General features: G+C 71.5%; 17 protein-coding genes. 9 read left to right on the top strand and 8 right to left on the bottom strand.

Going from position 1 to position 18,281, the window contains the following annotated elements; genetic code table 11:
• Positions 1–157: 157 nt before the first annotated feature.
• From BBH68_RS32710 to BBH68_RS32700, 3 genes are all read left to right on the top strand, one after another.
• The gene (locus BBH68_RS32710; protein WP_065967386.1) at positions 158–943 is read left to right on the top strand and encodes a DeoR/GlpR family DNA-binding transcription regulator; all 786 of its coding nucleotides are present in this window, start codon (positions 158–160) and stop codon (positions 941–943) included.
• Positions 944–1,039: 96 nt separating this feature from the next.
• Positions 1,040–1,402, top strand: coding sequence for an L-rhamnose mutarotase (locus tag BBH68_RS32705; protein WP_245738421.1), 363 nt, complete (start codon positions 1,040–1,042; stop codon positions 1,400–1,402).
• A 222-nt stretch (positions 1,403–1,624) separates the two neighbouring features.
• Positions 1,625–2,947: a S1 family peptidase gene (locus tag BBH68_RS32700; RefSeq protein WP_107501273.1), complete on the top strand. Its 1,323-nt coding sequence runs from the start codon at positions 1,625–1,627 to the stop codon at positions 2,945–2,947.
• A gap of 113 nt (positions 2,948–3,060) precedes the next feature.
• On the opposite strand, the gene BBH68_RS32695 is transcribed toward BBH68_RS32700, so the two are convergent.
• Positions 3,061–3,852: a uracil-DNA glycosylase gene (locus BBH68_RS32695; protein WP_079151349.1), complete on the bottom strand. Its 792-nt coding sequence runs from the start codon at positions 3,850–3,852 to the stop codon at positions 3,061–3,063.
• A 4-nt stretch (positions 3,853–3,856) separates the two neighbouring features.
• On the bottom strand, positions 3,857–5,590 hold the full coding sequence (gene polX, locus BBH68_RS32690; protein ID WP_065967384.1) for a DNA polymerase/3'-5' exonuclease PolX: 1,734 nt from the start codon (positions 5,588–5,590) through the stop codon (positions 3,857–3,859).
• A gap of 160 nt (positions 5,591–5,750) precedes the next feature.
• On the opposite strand from polX, the gene BBH68_RS32685 reads away from it, so the two are divergent.
• Together BBH68_RS32685 and BBH68_RS42345 are read left to right on the top strand one after the other, a co-directional pair.
• On the top strand, positions 5,751–6,905 hold the full coding sequence (locus BBH68_RS32685) for a baeRF2 domain-containing protein (protein ID WP_065967383.1): 1,155 nt from the start codon (positions 5,751–5,753) through the stop codon (positions 6,903–6,905).
• Positions 6,906–7,168: 263 nt separating this feature from the next.
• Positions 7,169–7,327, top strand: a complete 159-nt coding sequence (locus BBH68_RS42345) for a hypothetical protein (RefSeq protein WP_170066619.1) — start codon at positions 7,169–7,171, stop codon at positions 7,325–7,327.
• A 105-nt stretch (positions 7,328–7,432) separates the two neighbouring features.
• On the opposite strand, the gene BBH68_RS32680 is transcribed toward BBH68_RS42345, so the two are convergent.
• Positions 7,433–8,239, bottom strand: coding sequence for a SigB/SigF/SigG family RNA polymerase sigma factor (locus BBH68_RS32680; protein WP_065967382.1), 807 nt, complete (start codon positions 8,237–8,239; stop codon positions 7,433–7,435).
• A gap of 330 nt (positions 8,240–8,569) precedes the next feature.
• Between BBH68_RS32680 and BBH68_RS32675 the strand changes: the two genes are divergently transcribed.
• Positions 8,570–9,214, top strand: a complete 645-nt coding sequence (locus BBH68_RS32675; RefSeq protein WP_245738420.1) for an FGGY family carbohydrate kinase — start codon at positions 8,570–8,572, stop codon at positions 9,212–9,214.
• 137 nt (positions 9,215–9,351) lie between these two features.
• Here BBH68_RS32675 and BBH68_RS32670 read toward each other — a convergent pair whose 3' ends face one another.
• On the bottom strand, positions 9,352–10,536 hold the full coding sequence (locus BBH68_RS32670; protein ID WP_065967381.1) for an IS701 family transposase: 1,185 nt from the start codon (positions 10,534–10,536) through the stop codon (positions 9,352–9,354).
• A gap of 254 nt (positions 10,537–10,790) precedes the next feature.
• Between BBH68_RS32670 and BBH68_RS32665 the strand changes: the two genes are divergently transcribed.
• Entirely contained in the window at positions 10,791–11,615 is an 825-nt protein-coding gene (locus BBH68_RS32665; protein WP_245738419.1) for an FGGY-family carbohydrate kinase, read from the top strand.
• Between the two features lie 130 nt (positions 11,616–11,745).
• Entirely contained in the window at positions 11,746–12,792 is a 1,047-nt protein-coding gene (locus tag BBH68_RS32660) for a PHP domain-containing protein (protein ID WP_065967380.1), read from the top strand.
• A 35-nt stretch (positions 12,793–12,827) separates the two neighbouring features.
• On the opposite strand, the gene BBH68_RS32655 is transcribed toward BBH68_RS32660, so the two are convergent.
• From BBH68_RS32655 to BBH68_RS32640, 4 genes are all read right to left on the bottom strand, one after another.
• Positions 12,828–13,664, bottom strand: a complete 837-nt coding sequence (locus tag BBH68_RS32655) for a carbohydrate ABC transporter permease (protein WP_065967379.1) — start codon at positions 13,662–13,664, stop codon at positions 12,828–12,830.
• A complete protein-coding gene (locus BBH68_RS32650; protein WP_104531471.1) occupies positions 13,661–14,647 on the bottom strand; it encodes a carbohydrate ABC transporter permease in 987 nt (328 codons plus the stop codon). The genes BBH68_RS32655 and BBH68_RS32650 overlap by 4 nt, the downstream gene beginning before the upstream one ends.
• Positions 14,644–15,948, bottom strand: a complete 1,305-nt coding sequence (locus BBH68_RS32645; protein ID WP_065967378.1) for an ABC transporter substrate-binding protein — start codon at positions 15,946–15,948, stop codon at positions 14,644–14,646. Before BBH68_RS32645 ends, BBH68_RS32650 begins: the two co-directional genes overlap by 4 nt.
• Before the next feature lie 72 nt (positions 15,949–16,020).
• Positions 16,021–17,253, bottom strand: coding sequence for an aminotransferase class V-fold PLP-dependent enzyme (locus tag BBH68_RS32640; protein WP_065967377.1), 1,233 nt, complete (start codon positions 17,251–17,253; stop codon positions 16,021–16,023).
• Between the two features lie 247 nt (positions 17,254–17,500).
• On the opposite strand from BBH68_RS32640, the gene BBH68_RS32635 reads away from it, so the two are divergent.
• Entirely contained in the window at positions 17,501–18,229 is a 729-nt protein-coding gene (locus tag BBH68_RS32635; protein WP_065967376.1) for a FadR/GntR family transcriptional regulator, read from the top strand.
• The last annotated feature ends 52 nt before the right edge of the window (positions 18,230–18,281 follow it).

The following is an 18,281-nucleotide window of genomic DNA, read 5'->3' as shown; positions in this document are numbered from 1 at the left end:
CTCCCCTCGTCCTGCGTGAAACATGAGGTGGCGTGATGCAATGTGCATCGTTCGAGCCGATAATGCGCACGATTTTGCAGAGAAGTCCAGCGCTGCTGTCAGGCGCGATAAGGTGAGCCGCGCCGGTCGAGAGACGACGCGGGGTGAGGGAGACGGCGTGAAACGGCCCGAACGCTGGAACGCCCTGCTGGAGCTGCTGGCCCGGGACGGCAGGGTGGAGCTCGAACAGGCGGCGGCCGAACTCGCCGTGTCCACCGCCACGATCCGCCGCGACCTCGACGAACTCGCGCGGCAGCAGATGCTCACCCGCACCCGCGGCGGCGCGGTCGCGCACAACGTGTCCTACGACCTTCCGCTGCGCTACAGGACCGCCCGGCGCGCGTCCGAGAAGCAGCGGATCGGCGCCGCCGTCGCCCGCATGGTCGATTCCGACTCGATCGTCGGCCTCAACGGCGGCACCACCACCACCGAGGCGGCCCGCGCCATCGCCACCCGCACGGACCTGGCCGCCGAGGGCGGCGCGCCCGCCGTCACCGTCGTGACCAACGCGCTGAACATCGCCAGTGAGCTGGTGGTGCGCCCCCAGATCAAGATCGTGCTCACCGGCGGGGTGGCCCGCCCGCAGTCCTTCGAGCTGATGGGCCCGCTGGCCACCGGGGTGCTCGACCAGGTCTCCCTCGACCTGGCCGTCATCGGCGTGGACGCGCTGGACCTCACCCGGGGCGCCACCGCCCACCACGAGGGCGAGGCGAGCATCAACCATCTGATGGCCCGGCGTGCCGAGCGGGTGGTGGTCGTGGCCGACAGCACCAAGCTGGGCCACCGGGCGTTCGCCCGCATCTGCGCGATCGACGAGATCGACGTGCTGGTCACCGACACCGGCGCCCCCGATGAGCTCGTCGCCCGCTTCACCGAGGCCGGCCTCCGGGTCGTCCGGGCCTGAGGCCCGGCACACCCCAAGTGCGGCAACACCCCAAGTTCGGCACACCCGATGTCCGGCATTACCCGATGTCCGGCAGGATCCGAGAAGGAGACAGGGATGGCCATGCGCGTCGCGTTGCACTCGGTGCTCAAGGAGGGCCGGGAGGCCGGATACGAGGAGGTGCACGCCACGGTTCCGGCCGACCTGTTGGAGGCGCTGGGCCGGGCCGGCATCACCAACTGGCGGATCTGGCGCAGCGGACGCCATCTGTTCCACCTCGTGGACTGCGAGGACTTCACCGCCGCGATGACCGCGCTCGACCGGGACCCGGTCAACCACCGGTGGCAGGAGTTCATCGGCGACTACGTCGACCACTTCGAGACCACCGACGGCGCCCCGGCCGGGCCGTCGGCCGAGATGGCGCTCGGGCAGGTGTGGGAGCTGCGCGCGCAGGCCGCGGCCGCGGGGGAGGAGGGCTGAGGGGGCCTGGGGCGCGAGGGCGCGGGCCGAACCGGCGGAGCTTACTCATCCCCGGCGGCCCGCGTACGGGTTTCATCACAGCTTGAGTGGCCCTGAAAACACTGAACCGGGACTTCCGTATGACCGGGTGACCACCGCGCGGGACGTGGAGGAGAACGACGGACACTCCTCCCGCACCCCGGCGCACCCCTACTGGAGGTCAGTGAGTTGAGCCACCGACGTGTGAACAAGCGGACCGCCGTCATAGCCGGCGCCGCCGCGGCCGCCCTCGCGGGAGCGGCGATCCTGCTTCCCCACGCGAACGCGAGCCCGGACAAGTCGGCCGAGGCCAAGACGTTCTCGTCGCGGTCAGCCGTGAAGCTCGCGACGGCCCTCGCGTCGGACCTCGGCGACAACGCGGCCGGGTGGTACTACGAGGGCGACACCAGGCGGCTGGTGATGAACGTCCTGAACGAGGACGCGGCGAACGACGCGCGGGCCAAGGGCGCCGTGGCCAAGATCGTCGAGAACAGCATGGCCGAGCTGAAGGCCACCACCAAGACGCTGAGCGACACCGCATCGATCCCCGGCACGGCCTGGTCGATCGACCCGAAGACCAACACGGTCCGGGTCACCGCCGACAGAACGGTGACCGGCACGAAATGGGCCACCCTGACCAAGGCCGTCGACGGCATGGCCGGCAAGGCCACCGTGCAGCGCACCAACGGGGAGTTCAGGAAGTTCGACGGCACCGACGAGACACGGCCCGGGGCCGACGGCGGCGCGGGCCAGGGTGGTGCGGACGACGGGGCCGGGCAGGGCGCGGGCCAGGGCGGCGCCGACGAGGGAGCCGGGCAGGGCGCAGGCGACGGTCAGGGTGCGGGCGATGGTCAGGGTGCGGGCGATGGCCAAGGTGCGGGCGATGGCCAAGGCGCGGGCGACGGTCAGGGCGCGGGTGGTGCCGGAGAGCAGGCCGGTGCCCTGGACGGCGGCGACGCCATTTTCGGCGGTGGCGCCCGCTGCTCGCTGGGTTTCAATGTCACGGTCGACGGCGCCCCCGCCTTCCTCACCGCCGGCCACTGCGGAAACATCGCGGAGACGTGGGCCACCGACCAGGCCGGTGCCCAGCAGGTCGGCACCACCGCCGAGTCCCGGTTCCCGGTGAGCGACTTCGCCCTGGTGACGTACGACGACCCGAACACCCAGGCGCCCAGCACGGTGGATCTGCAGGACGGCACCACGCAGGAGATCACCCGGGTCGCGGAGGCGAGCGTGGGTCTCGCGGTGCAGCGCTCCGGCAGCACGACGGGTGTCACCGACGGCACCGTCACCGGCCTCGACGCCACGGTGAACTACGGCAACGGTGACATCGTCAACGGCCTGATCCAGACCGATGTGTGCGCCGAGCCCGGCGACAGCGGCGGCGCCATGTTCGCCGAGGACGCGGCCGTGGGGCTGACCTCCGGTGGCAGCGGCGACTGTACGCAGGGCGGCGAGACGTTCTTCCAGCCGGTGAGCACCGCGCTCGAGGCCACGGGCGCCGTCATCGGCGCCAGCAACCCCTGACCGAGGTCCCGGTCGCCCACTGCCCCAGCGCCCGGGACCTCGTACCACCCCCCCCACCGGGCCGCCGGCGCCCCACCGCGCCGGCGGCCCGTCCTTCCCCGTGCGGAGACCCCCTACAGCCCGGCCGCCTCCGCCGCCGCGTGGAGCACGTCCCGCAGCATCGCCGGGGTCAGCCGCCCGGTGAAGGTGTTCTGCTGGCTGACGTGGTAGCAGCCGAACAGCCGCAGCGGCGCACCGGCGCCGGCGGCCCGCAAGGTGGCCCGCGCCCCGTGGCCGAACGGCGGGCGCGGGCGGGGCACCTCCCAGCCGGCGGAGGCCAGCGCGGGCAGCGCCGCCTGCCAGCCGAACGAGCCCAGCACCACCACCGAGCGCAACGTCGGGCGCAGCAGCCGCAGTTCCTGGACCAGCCAGGGGCGGCAGGTGTCGCGCTCCTCGGTCGTGGGCCGGTTGGCCGGCGGGGCGCAGTGCACGGGCGCGGTGACCCTGACCCCGCGCAGCTCCAGGCCGTCGCCCCGGTGGGTCGAGGTGGGCCGGCTGGCCAGGCCGACGTCGTGCAGCGCCGCGAACAGGAAGTCCCCGGCGCGGTCGCCGGTGAACATCCGGCCGGTGCGGTTTCCGCCGTGCGCGGCCGGGGCCAGACCGACGATCGCCAGCGCCGCGCCGTCCGGTCCGAAGCCGGGCACGGGGCGGGCCCAGTAGTCCCACTCGCGATAGGCCGGGCGCTTGGTACGGGCGGCCTCCTCGCGCCACCGCACCAGGCGCGGGCAGGCGCGGCAGCCGCTCACCCGCTCGTCGAGGTCGGCGAGGTCCCCCGCGCCGGGCGCTGAACGCGCGGGGTGCTCGGGGTGCTCGGGGTGTTCGGGCTGTTCCGGGCTCTTGGGCTGTTCAGGGTGTGAAACGGGCATACGTTCAGCCGTGCCCGTCCTTGCGCAGAAAACGCCTCAGCCGGGTCAGCGGCCAGGTATTGATCACGTCGTCGGGGGTCAGCCAGCCGCGCTGGGCCGTCCCCACCCCGTAGCGCAGCGCGGCGACGTCGAGCGTGGAGTGCGCGTCGCTGTCGACCGCGAACCTCGCGCCGTGTTCCCTGGCGCGCAGGATGTTCTCGTCCGACAGGTCCAGCCGGTCGGGGTGCGCGTTGATCTCCAGCGCGGTGCCGGTGCGGGCGCAGGCGGCGAACACCGCGTCGAGGTCGGCGTCGATGCCCGGCCGCTTCCCGATCAGCCGGGTCGTCGGATGGCCGATGATGTTGACGTTCGGGTTCTCGCAGGCCCGCAGCAGCCGCCGGGTCATCTCCTCCCGCGACTGGCCGAATTGGGTGTGCACCGAGGCCACGCACAGGTCGAAGTCCTCGAGGAAGTCGTCGGGCCAGTCCACGTCCCCGTCGACGTCGATGTTGAGCTCCACGCCGTGCAGCAGCCGCATCCCGCCGCGCCCCCACGCCCGGTCCAGGTCCCGGATCCGTGCCCGCTGGGCGAGGATCTTCTCGTCGGTCATCTGCTGCATGTACAGCTTCGGCGCGTGGTCGGTGACCGCGTAGTACGCGTAGCCGCGCCGCCGGGCCGCCTCGATCATCTCCTCCAGCGGTTCGAGGCCGTCGGTGAGGTTCGTATGGGTGTGCAGGTCGCCGCGCAGGTCGGACTCCGCCACCAGCCGCGGGAGCCGCCCGTTCAGGGCGGCCTCGATCTCGCCGCGGTCCTCCCGCAGCGTCGGTGGGATCCAGTCCATGCCGAGCCTGGCGTACACGTCCTCCTCGCTGCGCGAGGCGATCTTCCTGCCGCTTTTGGCGTCGAAGAGCCCGTACTCGGAGAGCTTCAGGCCGTGGCGCATCGCGATGGCGCGGACGCGGATGTTGTGCGCCTTGGAGCCGGTGAAGTACTGCAGCCCCGCGCCCCAGGAGTCCAGGGGCAGCACCCGCAGGTCCACCTGCAGCCCCTTGGTGGTGCGGATCGAGGTCTTCTTCTCGCCGCGGGCGATGACCTCGGCGGTGTACGGGAGGTGGGCGAACGCCTCCATGAACGGGGCCGATTCGTCCGCCGCCACCAGGATGTCGATGTCGCCGACGGTCTCCTTCATCCGCCGCAGCGACCCCGCGTACTCGCAGGCCTCGCAGCCGGCCACCCGGCACAGCTCGGCCACGATGTCGTCGGCCACGCTCATGGCCACGTTGAGCGGGAACCGGTCGCCGGCGGCCTGCATGAGGGCGATGCCGTGGAGGATGTTCTCCTCCGTCTTCGGGCCGAAGCCCTTGAGGTCGCGCAGCTTGTGGTCGTGGATCGCGTCGGAGAGCTCGTCGATGGACGCGATGTGCAACTCCTCGTACAGCATCATGGCCTTCTTCGGCCCGAGCGCCGGGATGGCGGTCAGCTGCCGCACCCCGGCCGGGATCGCGGCGCGCGCCTCCTCGACGGCGGGCACGCTGCCGGTGCGCAGATACTCCACGACCTTGTCGGCGATCGACTTGCCCACTCCGGGGATCTCGCGCAGGCCCTTCGCGTCGAGCCGCGAGACATCGCGCGGATACCCGGCGATCGCGCGGGCGGCCTTCTCGTAGGCGCGCGCCTTGAACGCGTCCCCGCCGGTGATCAGGAGGAGATCCGCGTACTCCCGCAGCAGCGCCTCGACCTCCTCGTTGGAGCGAGTCACATCGTCAAGTCTAGGTGGGCCGTGCCGCCGGTGGCGCGGCCCGGCGTGCCTGGCGTTCGGGAAGCGGTGGAGGGATCCTGGGGGCAGGAACGGGGCGGGGGCTCCGGATTCCTCCGGGTGCGCCCCGGCTCTCGTGCGTTTCCCCGGGATGGGGGAGGTCATGGACGTTGGATTCCTGAAGCCGCTGTTCGATCGCCCCGGTCCGTGGGCCTGTGTCTACCTGGACACCTCGCGTGCGACCGAGGACGCGCCCAGGCGGCGCAGGCTGCGGGAGCGGTTCGTGTCCGACCAGCTCGCCCGGCAGGGCGCCGACGCCGCCACGCGCGACGCGCTGGTCGAGCGGCTGGCCCGCGAGCCGACGGGCAGGCCGTCCGCGGGGCGCGCGCTGTTCGCGGCGGACGGGGAGGTGGTCCTCGACCTCCCGCTGGCCGCCTCCCCGCCGGATGTGGTCACCTCCTGGTCGATGCTTCCCCGGGTGGCGCCGCTGGCATCCCTGCGCGGCGAGTGCCCCCCCTGCCTGGTGGCCCGTGTCGACCGCTCCGGAGCCGATCTGGAACTGCTCGACGACGCCGGTCCGCGCCCCGCCGGCCGGGCGAGGGGCGGCCCGCCCCAGGGGCGCGGCCACCGCTCCGTACCCGCCGACCGGCACGAGTGGCACTACCGGAACCGGGTCGAGAACACCTGGGACCAGACCGCCGACCTGGTCGCCGGCGAGCTCGCGCGGCGGTGGCCGGAGAGCGACGCGCGCCTGCTGGTCCTGGCCGGTGAGCCGCGCGAGCGCCGGGCGGTGCACGAGCGGCTGCCCGAGCCGCTGCGCGCCCGTGCGGTGGAGGCACAGCACGGCAGCAGGGCCTCCAGCAGCGCCCGGGCGCTGCTGGAGGCGGAGATCGAACGCGCCCGCGAGGAGTACGCGCGCTCCCATCTGGAGGAAGTCCTGGATCTCTTCCGCGCCGCCCGGGGCCGCCCGGGTGAGCCGGGGGTGGGCGGCGCCCACGACGGTTCCGCGCCCGGTGGCGCGGCGGAGGGGATGCCGGCGGTGGTGGAGGCGGTGCGCAGTCACCAGGCGGCCACCCTTCTGCTGGGGCAGACGGGGGCGGACGCCCGCCGGGAGGTGTGGATCGGCCCCGGTGTGGACCAGGTGGCCGTGCAGCGGGCCCAGGTGCGCGCGCTGGGGGTCGCGGCGCCCGAGCCGGCGCGCGCGGACGACGCGCTGGTGCGCGCGGCCGCGGCGGCGGACACCGAGGTGCTGGTGGTTCCGGAGGGCATGGCCGGGCCGGCGGGCGGCCTCGGCGCGGTGCTGCGCTGGCACGGCTGAGCCGGCCGGACACCGGCCCTGCTGGTGGACGCCCATCCGGTGACCGGTGGGGCTCCGGCTGGAACACCACGACCCGGACGGTCGCGGCGAACCGTGTGAGCTGAGCGATTTCCCGGCGCGTCCTGCGGATTTCACAAGATCACAATCTTGTATGGTTGCCGTAGCGCGAAGGAGCCCGTGGTCAGCAGCCCGGCGACGGTCGGCGCTGAGGGGCTCCCGGCGTGGACCCGTCAGTGTTCGCACGCTCACGAAAGGGGCTCCACATGCTGTCTATGGAGAATCGTCCCCCGGCCCCCCGCCGCTCCACCGGGCGCTGGCGGCGCTACGGCCGAATGGCGGCGGCGAATTTCGTGCGCGGCGCCTCGTACGCGTGCGGCACCGCGGTCATCGCCCTGATGACCTGGTGGGTGCAGACCCACTGACCGCACGCACAAGGTGATCCTGGCGCCCGGCCGGGGCAGGCCGGGCGCCAGGATCCTCTCACCCGGCCGCGGGAGCGCGGCCGCGTCGGGTGCCGGGCGGCGTGTTCAGCTCGCCTCGGCCATGACCTGCTCGCACACGTTCGAACAGGTCCGGTTGATCAGGCGGGAGACATGCATCTGGGAGATGCCCAGCTGCTCGGCGATGCGGCTCTGGGTCATGTCGCAGAAGAAACGCATGTACAGGATCCGCCGCTCCCGCTCGGGGAGCCGCACCAGCCTCGTCCGCACGGCCTCCCGGTCCACGACCCGGTCGTAGGCGGGCTCCCGCTCGCCGAGGGTGTCCATCAGGGCGTAGCCGTCGTCGGCGCCGGGCAGCTGGGCGTCCAGCGAGAGCGGGGTGAAGCTGTCCAGGGCCTCCATGCCGACGCGTACGTCCTCCTCGCACAGGCCGGTGCGCTCGGCGATCTCCTGGACGTCGGGCGCGCGGTCGTCCAGCGAGTGGGACAGCTCGCGGTGGGCGGCCCGCACCCGGTTGCGCAGCTCCTGGACCCGGCGGGGGACGTGCAGCCCCCACAGGTGGTCGCGGAAGTGGCGCTTGATCTCACCGACGATGGTGGGCACCGCGAAGCTCTCGAAGGCCGAGCCGCGCGCCGGGTCGTAGCGGTTGACGGCCTTCACCAGGCCGAGGGCGGCGACCTGCCGCAGGTCCTCCAAGGCCTCGCCACGGTTGCGGTACTGGCCGGCCAGCCGCTCGGCCATCGGCATCCAGGCCTCGACCACCCGCTGCCTCAGCGCGTCCTTCTCCGGTCCGTCCGGGAGTTCCGCGATCCTCTCGAACTCGGCGGACGTGTCGGGCGCGTCGTCGTGCGGGTGGGCCGACGGGCGAGTCTTGGGCTGCACTGCGGTCGTCACGGAAACGCACCTCCTGCGGATGGGAATGCCGGTCTCTTGGGGGCCGTCGGCGCTGCTCCGCGGGAGGCTCGGGACCAGGTCACGCCCTGAGCGGCCACACCGCTCCCGCGAGGCGTGCCTCCGGTCCGAAGCACGAGTATCCGCCTGCCCGGGGCATCGGGGGGTAAACCGGCTCGGCTCGCGGACACCCGTTCCTTTGCCGCCCCATTGCTCCGGAATCTCCCGGATCGGCCCGCCCGCCCCCGCGCGGGCGGCGGCTACCGTATGCACCTGACGCCATGTACCTGACGCCGGGCAACCGGACGAGTACGCACGACGAACGAGGGGGCGATGAGCGAATCGGTGTTCCTCGGTGTCGACATCGGCACCGGATCCTCCAAAGGGGTGGCCGTCCGCGCCGACGGCCGGGTGCTCGCCCGCGCCGCGCGCCCACACCGCACCGCCACCCCCGCGCCCGGCCGGTTCGAACACGACGCCGAGACCGTGTGGTGGGCCGACTTCACCGGCATCGTCCGGGAACTGCTGGACACCGACGGCGTGGACCCCGGCGCGGTGGCCGCGGTCGGCACCTCCGGCATCGGACCGTGCCTGCTGCCCGCCGACGCCGCCGGCCGCCCGCTGCGCCCCGCCATCCTGTACGGCATCGACACCCGCGCCACCACCGAGATCGCGGAGCTGACCGCCGAACTCGGCGCGGCGGAGATCCTCGCGCGCGGCGGCTCCCCCCTCACCAGTCAGGCGGTCGGCCCGAAGCTGCGCTGGCTGGCCCGCCACGAGCCGGACGTGTGGCGTGCGACCCGCCGCTTCTTCATGGCCTCCAGCCTGCTGGTGCACCGGCTGACGGGGGAGTACGTGCTGGACCACCACTCCGCCAGCCAGTGCGACCCGCTCTACGACCTCGACGCCCGCCGCTGGAGTGACACCTGGGCCCAGCAGGTGGCCCCCGGCCTAGTACTGCAACGGTGCTTGTCGTGACTGATAGCCAGGTCAGGGGCTGTGTCCGCGTCTTTTGTAGTGGCTGGTGCGGGCCTGGTGCTGTCGTCTTCGGCGCCAGGTCGACCAGTGCAGGATGTGCTCGACGGGTGTGGGCCGACGGTCGGTGAGGCGGGTGATCAGCCGTCGTATCTCGGCGAGGCTGAGGTGGATGAGCTGGGAGGATCCGTTTCTGCTTTCCCGGCATCCAGCTCGCGGGCCCGCAGGACGGTCAGGCAGGCGTGGGCGGCCATGGCCAGGGTCATGTGGCGGTGCCAGCCGGGGTAGCGGCGGACCTGGTAGTCGTCCAGGCCGCATTCCTGTTTGGCGCTTTGGAAGCATTCCTCGATGGCCCATCGGCTGCCGGCGATGCGGATCAGGTCGTCGAGCGTGGTCTGGGCGGGGCAGTAGGCGATGTAGTAGGAGATCTCCTGCGGGCGGGCGACGCTGCGGCGGGCGATCACCCAGTGGCGGCGGTCGGGCCGGTGCCAGGGCCGCACTTCGACGCGCGCCCAGTCGTAGATCCGCAGGCCGTGAGCCCCGCTGCCGCAGGAACGTCGCTTCCATTTCTGCCGGGCGAGGCCGTTGAAGAGGTCGTGGACGGGGTGGTCGATCGCCCAGCGGGTGACCACGGTGTCGTGCCGGGTGGTGGCCATGACGTGGAAGACGTCCGCCCGCTCCAGCTCCGAGCGCCAGCCTTTGCTGAACCCGTAGGCGGCGTCCGCGGTCACCCACCGAAACGGGATCCTGTCCGTGATGGCGCGGCGGACCATCGCCTTGGCCATGGCCACTTTCGTCTCGAAGCCGACCTCGTCGTCGATGCCGGCCCGGCGGCACCTGTCGCGGTCGTCGGTCCAGGAGGTGGGCAGATACAGACGCCGGTCGATCAGCGTCCGCCCGCGGCCGGTTGCATAGGCGAGGAAGACGCCGACCTGACAGTTCTCCGTCCGCCCGGCGGTGCCGGAGTACTGCCGCTGTACCCCTGCCGAACGGACACCTTTCTTCAGAAAGCCTGTGTCGTCCACGACCAGGACGGCGTCGGGGTCGCCGAGGTTGTCGACCACGTACTGGCGCACGTCGTCGAGCACCTCATCGGCGTCCCACTCGATCCGGTTCAGCATCCGCTGGATGCGGTCCGGGCCCGCATGGCCGGCTTCCTCCGCCAGCGTCCAGCCGTTCTTCCGCTGCAACGGAGCGATCAGACCCCGCATATAAGCCAGTGCCGACTCGCGCGGCTCCGACCTGCTGAAACGGTGCACGAACCGCTCATGCACAGCATCCAGTTCACGCGCCCACAGCCTGACATCAGCAAGGTCCCCACCCACAACCACACCAACGACCAACCTAACCATCAGTCACGGCAAACACCGTTGCAGTACTAGGGTCTGTCGTCAAAGGGGGCGCCCTGCTCCCGACGCCTGGCACGGCCCCTCGCTGCGTTGTCGCATCGCCCAAGTACGCCCAGTACGAGGGCGCCGCTCCGCCTTGCGAGGCACCGCACCAGACGCCGCTCGCGGCCGGACGCCCCCTTTGACGACAGACCCTTGAGCTCCCGGCCCTGGCCTGGCCCGGGGAGGTGGTGGGCACCGTGCACCGGGCCGCCGCCGCGGCCACCGGCCTGCCCGCGGGGCTGCCGGTGCTCGCCGGCACCATCGACGCCTGGGCGGAGGCCGCCAGCGTGGACGCGCTGTCACCCGGCGACACCATGGTGATGTACGGCTCGACGATGTTCCTCACCGTCATGGGCGAGCGCCCGATGCGCCACCCCGCCCTGTGGGGCACCACCGGAGTGAGCCCGGGCAGTTACTGCCTCGCGGCGGGCATGGCCACCTCCGGCAGCCTCACCGACTGGCTGCGGGAGCTCACCGGCTCGGACTTCGCCACCCTGCTGGCCGAGGCCGAACGGGTGCCGCCCGGCTCGCGGGGCCTGCTGATGTTGCCGTACTTCGCCGGGGAGCGCACCCCGCTGTTCGATCCGCGAGCGCGCGGCACCGTCATCGGCCTGACTCTGGGCCACGGGCGGGCGGAGCTGTACCGGGCGGCCCTGGAGGCCACCGCCTTCGGCGTGCGCCACAACCTCGAGGCGTTCGCCGACGCCGGGGCCCGCATCGACCGGCTGGTCGCGGTGGGCGGCGGCGCCCGTGGCCTGTGGACGGCCATCGTCTCCGCCGCGACCGGCCTGCCGCAGCAGATCCCCGCCGAGACGATCGGCGCCTCCCTGGGAGACGCCGCCCTCGCGGCGCGGGCCCTCGGCGTGGACACCGGCGGCTGGAACCCGATCACCGCGACCGTCGAGCCGGACGAGGCCTGGCGCCCGGTCTACGACGACCGCTACCCCCTGTACCGGGAGCTGTACGACGCGACCCGCCGGATCAGCCACGCCCTGGCCGCGTCGACGCCCTGATGAACCTTCGGACGCCTTGATGAACCTTTGAAGGGAGCCCCGCCGCGGGCACGGGAAGCGGGGAGCGGCGACCCTGGAGAGGGGCTCGCGGAGCCTCGGACCCGGATCCGTCGGAAAGGCAGGACACACCATGGACCCCATGGAGGCGCTGGACCGGATCGCGTTCCTCCTGGAGCGCGCCCAGGCCCCGACGTACCGGGTGCGCGCCTTCCGCACGGCCGCCGAGGTGCTGGCCGGGCTGCCCGCCGAGGACGTGGCGCGACGGGCGGCCACGGGCACCCTCGAGTCGCTCAAGGGGCTGGGCCCCACGACCTCCCGGGTGGTCCGGGAGGCGCTGGTCGGACAGGTGCCCGGCTATCTGGAGAAGCTGGAGGCGGAACAGGACGGGGGGACCCGCCCGGACGAGCGGCCCGGAGCCGCGCTGCGGGCCGCCCTGCGCGGCGACTGCCATCTGCACTCGGACTGGTCGGACGGGGGCTCGCCGATCGAGCTGATGGCCCGCACCGCCGCCCGCCTGGGCCACGACTGGGCCGTGCTGACCGACCACTCGCCCCGGCTGACCGTGGCCCGCGGCCTGTCCGCCGACCGGCTGCGCGCACAGCTGGAGGTGGTCGAGGAGCTGAACGGACGGCTCGCCCCCTTCCGGCTGCTCACCGGCATCGAGGTGGACATCCTCCTCGACGGCTCCCTGGACCAGGAGCCGGAACTGCTGGACCGGCTGGACGTGGTGGTGGCCTCCGTCCACTCCAAGCTGCGGATGGACCCCCGCCCCATGACCCGCCGGATGGTCGCGGCGGTCGGCAACCCGCTGGTCGACGTGTTGGGGCACTGCACCGGGCGGCTGGTCGGCGGGCGCCGCCCGGAGTCCCGGTTCGACGCCGAGGAGGTGTTCGGCGCCTGTGCCGCCGCCGGCACCGCCGTGGAGATCAACTGCCGGCCGGAGCGCCTCGACCCGCCGCGCCGGCTGCTGCGCCAGGCCGTCCAGGCGGGCGTCTTCTTCTCGATCGACACCGACGCCCACGCCCCGGGGCAGCTCGACTGGCAGATCAACGGGTGCGCCCGGGCCGAGGAGTGCGGCGTGCCCCGGGCGCGGGTCGTCAACACCTGGACGGCCCGCCAGCTGCTGACCTGGACCCGCACCCGCCGGGCCCCGCGCGCGCGGGTACGGAAGGACTGACGGCCGCCGGCCGCGCCCGGCGGCCACCCCTTCGCCTACCCCTTCACCGCGCCCGAGGTCAGCCCCTGGACGATATGGCGGCTGGCGAAGGCGAACAGCACCATGGTCGGCACGATGGTGAGCACGGCCGCCGCCGACATCGAGCCCCAGTCGATGTTGAAGCTGGAGATGAAGCCGTTCAGCGCCGTGGGGATGGTCTTATTGGCGTCGCTGTTCATCAGGGTGACCGACAGGAACAGCTCGTTCCAGCAGTTCACGAAGTTGAAGATGAACGCGGCCACGATGCCGGGCTTCATCACGGGCAGCAGCACCCGGAAGAGCGCCCCGAAGCGCGAACACCCGTCGATCATCGCCGCTTCCTCCAGCGCGTCCGGGATGTTCTCGAAGAACCCGCGGAGCATCACGGTGCTGAACGGAATGCACACCGCGATGTACACCAGGATGAGCCCGAGCCGGTTGTCGACCAGATTCAGCTGGGTCATCATCATGTACAGCGGCCCCAGCGCGATGAAGGACGGAATCATCTGGGTGACCAGGGCGGCCATCAGCAGCGCCGACTTGCTCCGGAACTCGAAGCGCGCCAGCACATAGGCCGAGAGCACGGAGATGGCCGTGGCCACCGTGCCCGCGACGGTCGCGACGATCAGGCTGTTGCTCAGGTAGTCGCCGAACCGTGCCTTGCCGAACAGCCCGCTGTAGTTCTCCAGGGAGAAGTTCTTCGGCCAGTAGGCGATCGGGAACGCGAAGATGTCGCCGGGCGCCTTGAACGAGGTGATGGTGATCCAGTACAGCGGGAACACCGTGATGACCAGCCAGAGCGTCAGGAAGGCGACGCGGGTCACCCGCCCCGCGGTGGACTCCTTGCGTATCACGACCTCGCTCCCTTCTTCTCGCGGGTGGCCATGAGGTAGAAGACGGAGAACACCATGAGCAGCGCGACGACGACCAGCCCGAGCGCCGAGGCCTTCCCGTAGTCGCCCTGCTGGGTGATGGTGATCATCCAGGTGGTCACGATGTGCGTCTCGTTGGACGGTCCGCCACCGGTCATCCCGAAGATGATGTCGGGGAAGTTGAAGATCCAGATGACCCGGAGCAGCACGGTCAGCGCCAGCGTGGCGCGGATGTACGGAATGGTGACCTGGAACAGCGTGCGGACCTTGCCCGCCCCGTCGAGTTCGGCCGCCTCGTACAGCTCGTCGGGGATCGACTGCAGGGCCGCCAGGATCATGATGGCGAAGAAGGTGACGCCGTACCAGATGTTGGCGATGACGACGGCGGCCATCGCGGTCTTCGGCTCCGCCAGCCACGGGACCGGCTCGTCGATCAGCCCGGCCTTCGACAGCAGGTCGTTGACGACGCCGAACTCGCTGTTGAACATCCAGCGGAACAGGATGCCGATGAGGAATCCCGAGATGGCCCACGGGAAGAAGACCAGCGCCTGGTAGAGCCCCCGGAAACGGAAGCGCCGGCGCAGCCACAGGGCGATCGCGAAGCCGATCACCAGCTGGGGGACGAGGGAGGCGACCACCCAGATGAGGGTGTTGTCGAGCACGGTGTAGAACACCGGGTCCCGGAAGATGGCCTGGAAGTTCCTGATCCCCACCCATGAGGTGTCGGTGAGGTCGTTGAGATTCCAGTTGCGGAACGCCATCTGGCTTCCCGAGACCATCGGGTAGTAGGTGAACACCGCGACGAACAGCACCGCCGGAGCCATGAACCCGGCGATGGCCAGGCCCCGGCGGACCGTGAACGCCGGTTTGCGCGAGCGGGGGCGGGGGCCCGCCGTCTTGACGGGCGCGGGCCGGGCGCCCCGACGGGTGGGGCGCCCCGCCTCCTTGGAGGTCGACAGGCTCACGTCCGGCTCTTCCACTTCTTCGTCCAGTACGCGTCCCAGCCGGCCAGCAGCTCCTCGGGCGTCATCTTGCCCAGCAGCAGCTTCTGCAGCTCGGCGTCGGACTTCTGGACCCACTCGGTCCACCAGGAGGCGTCACGCGGCTGGACCGCGGTGAGGTACGTGTCCGGGTTCTCGGTCATCGTCACATAGCTCGCCCACGGCCCGGTCCGGTAGAACGGGTCCTCGCCCGCTCCCTTGAGGATCGGCACCAGGCTGTTCTCCTTGGTGAAGGTGGTCGAGGCGTCCCCCTGCGAGAGGAACTCGACCAGCTTCACCGCCTCCGCCTTGTGCTTGCTGCCCTTGGCTATGCCCCAGCCCGCGGTCGCCACCGGCTGGACGGCCTTGCCACTGGGGCCGGCCAGCAGGGGAGCCGTGGTCCACTGGCTCTCCTTGATGGACTTCGACTGCCGCACCGTGGCGATGACCTCCGGGTCCTGCAGCAGGAAGGCCGTGGAGCCGTTGGAGAAGCCCTCCACCATCTCCGGGTAGCCCCAGGCGACCGAGGAGGGTGGCGACGCCTTCTTGAACAGCTTGAGGTAGGTCTTCATGGCGTCGAGCGCCTCGGGCGCCGAGAAGATGGTCTTGCCGCTGGTGAGCTTGAACCCGTTGTCGCGGTCGATCCGGTCCGCCACATACGCCTCGATGACCGCGACCGCGTTGCTGTTGGCGTTGGTACCGCCGCGGAACGCGTAACCGTACTGGCGCTTGCCCGGGTCCTGGATCGCGCTCGCCTGGTTCAGCAGTTCGTCCCAGCTCGCCGGAGGCTTCTTGAAGCCCGCCTCCTTGACCAGGTCGGTGCGGTAGAACAGGCTCAGCCCGTAGAAGCCGTAGGGGATGTAGTACGTCCGGCCCTTGGCGTCCTTGGCGTACTTGGCCGCGTTGTCGGTGAGGTCCTTCCAGCCGGCCCAGCCCTTGAGGTCCTTGCTCATGTCGTAGAGCCAGCCGTTGGTCGCCCAGGGACCCGCGGTGATGTCCCGCACCTCGAGCGCGTCGACCCCGCTGCCGGACTGCAGCATCTGCTGGATCTTCTGGTCCGCCTGATCGGTCGGCGGAGAGATGAGATCGACCTTGATCTTCGGGTTCTTCTTCTCGAAGTCCGCGATCAGCTTCTTCAGGACCGCGGTACGGCTGGGGTTGGTCAGGCTCTCGACCATCTTGAGGTGGACCTTGCCGTCGCTCACCCCGGCGCTACAGCCCGTCAGGGCCGTCATGACCGTGGTGGCGGCCAGGCCGAGGGCGATGACTGCCTGCCTTCTTCTCATCCTTGTCCTCTTCCATGGGTGTCGGCGCGCGCCATGGCGCCGTGGCGGATCGCGGAGGTGTGCCGGGCGCCGCTACGGCGCGCCGCCCGGGGTGCGGGCCCACTCGGCGAGCTTCGGCACGCAGTGCTCGGCGAAGTACTCGAAGTCGGCGGCCGTGTTGTACACATGCGTCGACAGACGGAAGTAGCCGACCCCGCCGAAGCTGGTGAAGGCCACTTCCACATCCAGCTCGCGCGCCACCCGGTCGCGCAGCGCGTCGGCCTCCAGCCGGGTGGTGCCGAGCCCCGCCGGCAGCCGCACCAGGCGCATCGGGCCCACCGGCATGCCGACGTCCACGGCCGCGCTCTCGCCCATGACCTCGGCGAAGGCCTCGCCGATGACACGCTCCGCGTAGTCGGCCAGTTCGCTCATGTAGGCGCGGGCACGCTCCCAGCCCCAGGTGGCCTCGATGAAGTCCAGGGCCGTCGGCGCCGCCAGGTAGGAGGTGGCGTCCACCGTCCCCTGGGTGTCGAAGCGGTCGGGGAAGGGCTCGCCGGCGCCCCACGAGTCGATCAGGGGGCGGAGGGAATCGCGCAGCGGGCCCCGGGCGACCAGGGCGGCGGTGCCGCGCGGCGCACAGCCGAACTTGTGCAGATTGCCGGTCCAGAAGTCGCAGTCCACCCCGTCCAGCGGATCGGCGAGCAGGCCGGGCACATGCGCCCCGTCCACCAGCAGCGGAATGCCGCGCTCCCGCGCCACCGCGCCGATCCGCCGTACCGGCATGCGGCGGGCGGTCGCCGAGGTGATGTGGTCCAGCACGATCAGCCCGGTGGCCTCGCTCAGGGCGGCCACCACGGCCGCGCAGGCCCGCTCCTCGTCCGCGTCGAGCGGCACATGGACCGTACGGACCGTGGCGCCGTGACGCCGGGCCAGCCGCTCGGCCCCCATGGTCACCGCCCCGTACCCGTGGTCCGTGACCAGCACCTCGGCGCCGGGCCGCAGCGTCAGGTTGGCGTACACCACACTCGCCCCGCCGCTCGCGTTCGGCACCAGGGCACAGTCCTCGGGCGCCACCCGCAGGAACCCGGCGAGCGCGGTCCGGGCCGCCGCCACCCGTTCCGGAAGCGTCGCGAACCACAGCACCGGCGAACGGTCCATCTCCTCGCGCAGCCGCTGCTGTTCGCGCTGCGCCACCACCGGCACCGCCCCGAAGGACCCGTGGTTGAGGTGGCGCTGGCCGGGGTGCAGGGACCACGCCCGGGCCGCCGGGCGGCCGTCGGCGAGAAGCAGGGGGCGCGGCGCTGTGCTGACGTCGGTCTCGCTCACGTGACTGGACATCTCCCAGGAATCGGCCGATACATCAGACACTCGCTGGAAAGAGATCTGATGACTTGGTCGGTGACTTGGCCCCGGATCCTCACACAGCGGCCACGATGAAGGCAATAGGTGTACGGCTCCGATAAGTCATCTAATGATTTACGGTTTCCTCGAGGGAGAGATCTGATGACTCGATAGAGTGAGAACCTGAGACACGGCGTCGTCGCCGAGTCACGGGGAGTGGGGAAGAGAAGCGATGTCCGCAGTCGACAAGGCCTTCCACGGCCTACGGCACATGATCGCCACCGGCCGGCTGGTCGCCGGGCAGCGCATCCCGCCCGAGAGCGAGCTGTGCGAGGAACTGGGGGTCTCCCGCGGGTCCCTCCGCGAGGCGGTGCGCATGCTGGCGGCCCTGCGCGTCATCGAGCCGCGCCACGGCTCGGGCACCTATGTCTCCCAGCTGCGTCCGGAGGACATCGTCGGCAGCCTTTCGCTGACCGTCGACCTGCTGCCGCTGGAGGGGCTGCTGGAGATGTTCGAGCTGCGGCGCGTCCTGGAGTCCCACGCCGCCGCGCAAGCGGCCGCGCGGATGACACCCGAGACGCTGGCCAGGCTCTTCGAGTACATCGAGGCCATGGAGGCCACCGAGGACCCGACCGAGGTCTCCGAACTCGACCACCGCTTCCACGCCGAGATCGCCCGCGTGGGCGGCAATCCCACCCTCGGCTCGCTGCTCGGGGTGTTCCGCGCCCGCTCCCGCGCCTACCAGGTGTTCACCCTCCCCGAGGGCCCCGGCATCAAGCGCGCCAGCGACGAGGACCACCGGGCGATCGCGGACGCCCTCGCCCGCCGCGACCCGGCCGCCGCCGCGGGCGCGGCGGCCACGCACGTCGCCCACACCGAGAAGTGGCTGCACGCGTTCCTGCCCGCGGACCAGGACCAGGGCCGGCCGACTGACCAGGACCGGAGGAGAGTGGGTGGATGAGGGGCGGAGAACTCACCACGAATCGCCCCGCTGTGTAACAACTCCGTCTCGG

Source organism: Streptomyces sparsogenes (assembly GCF_001704635.1).
GTDB lineage: Bacteria > Actinomycetota > Actinomycetes > Streptomycetales > Streptomycetaceae > Streptomyces > Streptomyces sparsogenes.
This window is presented reverse-complemented; position numbering and strand designations above follow the sequence as displayed.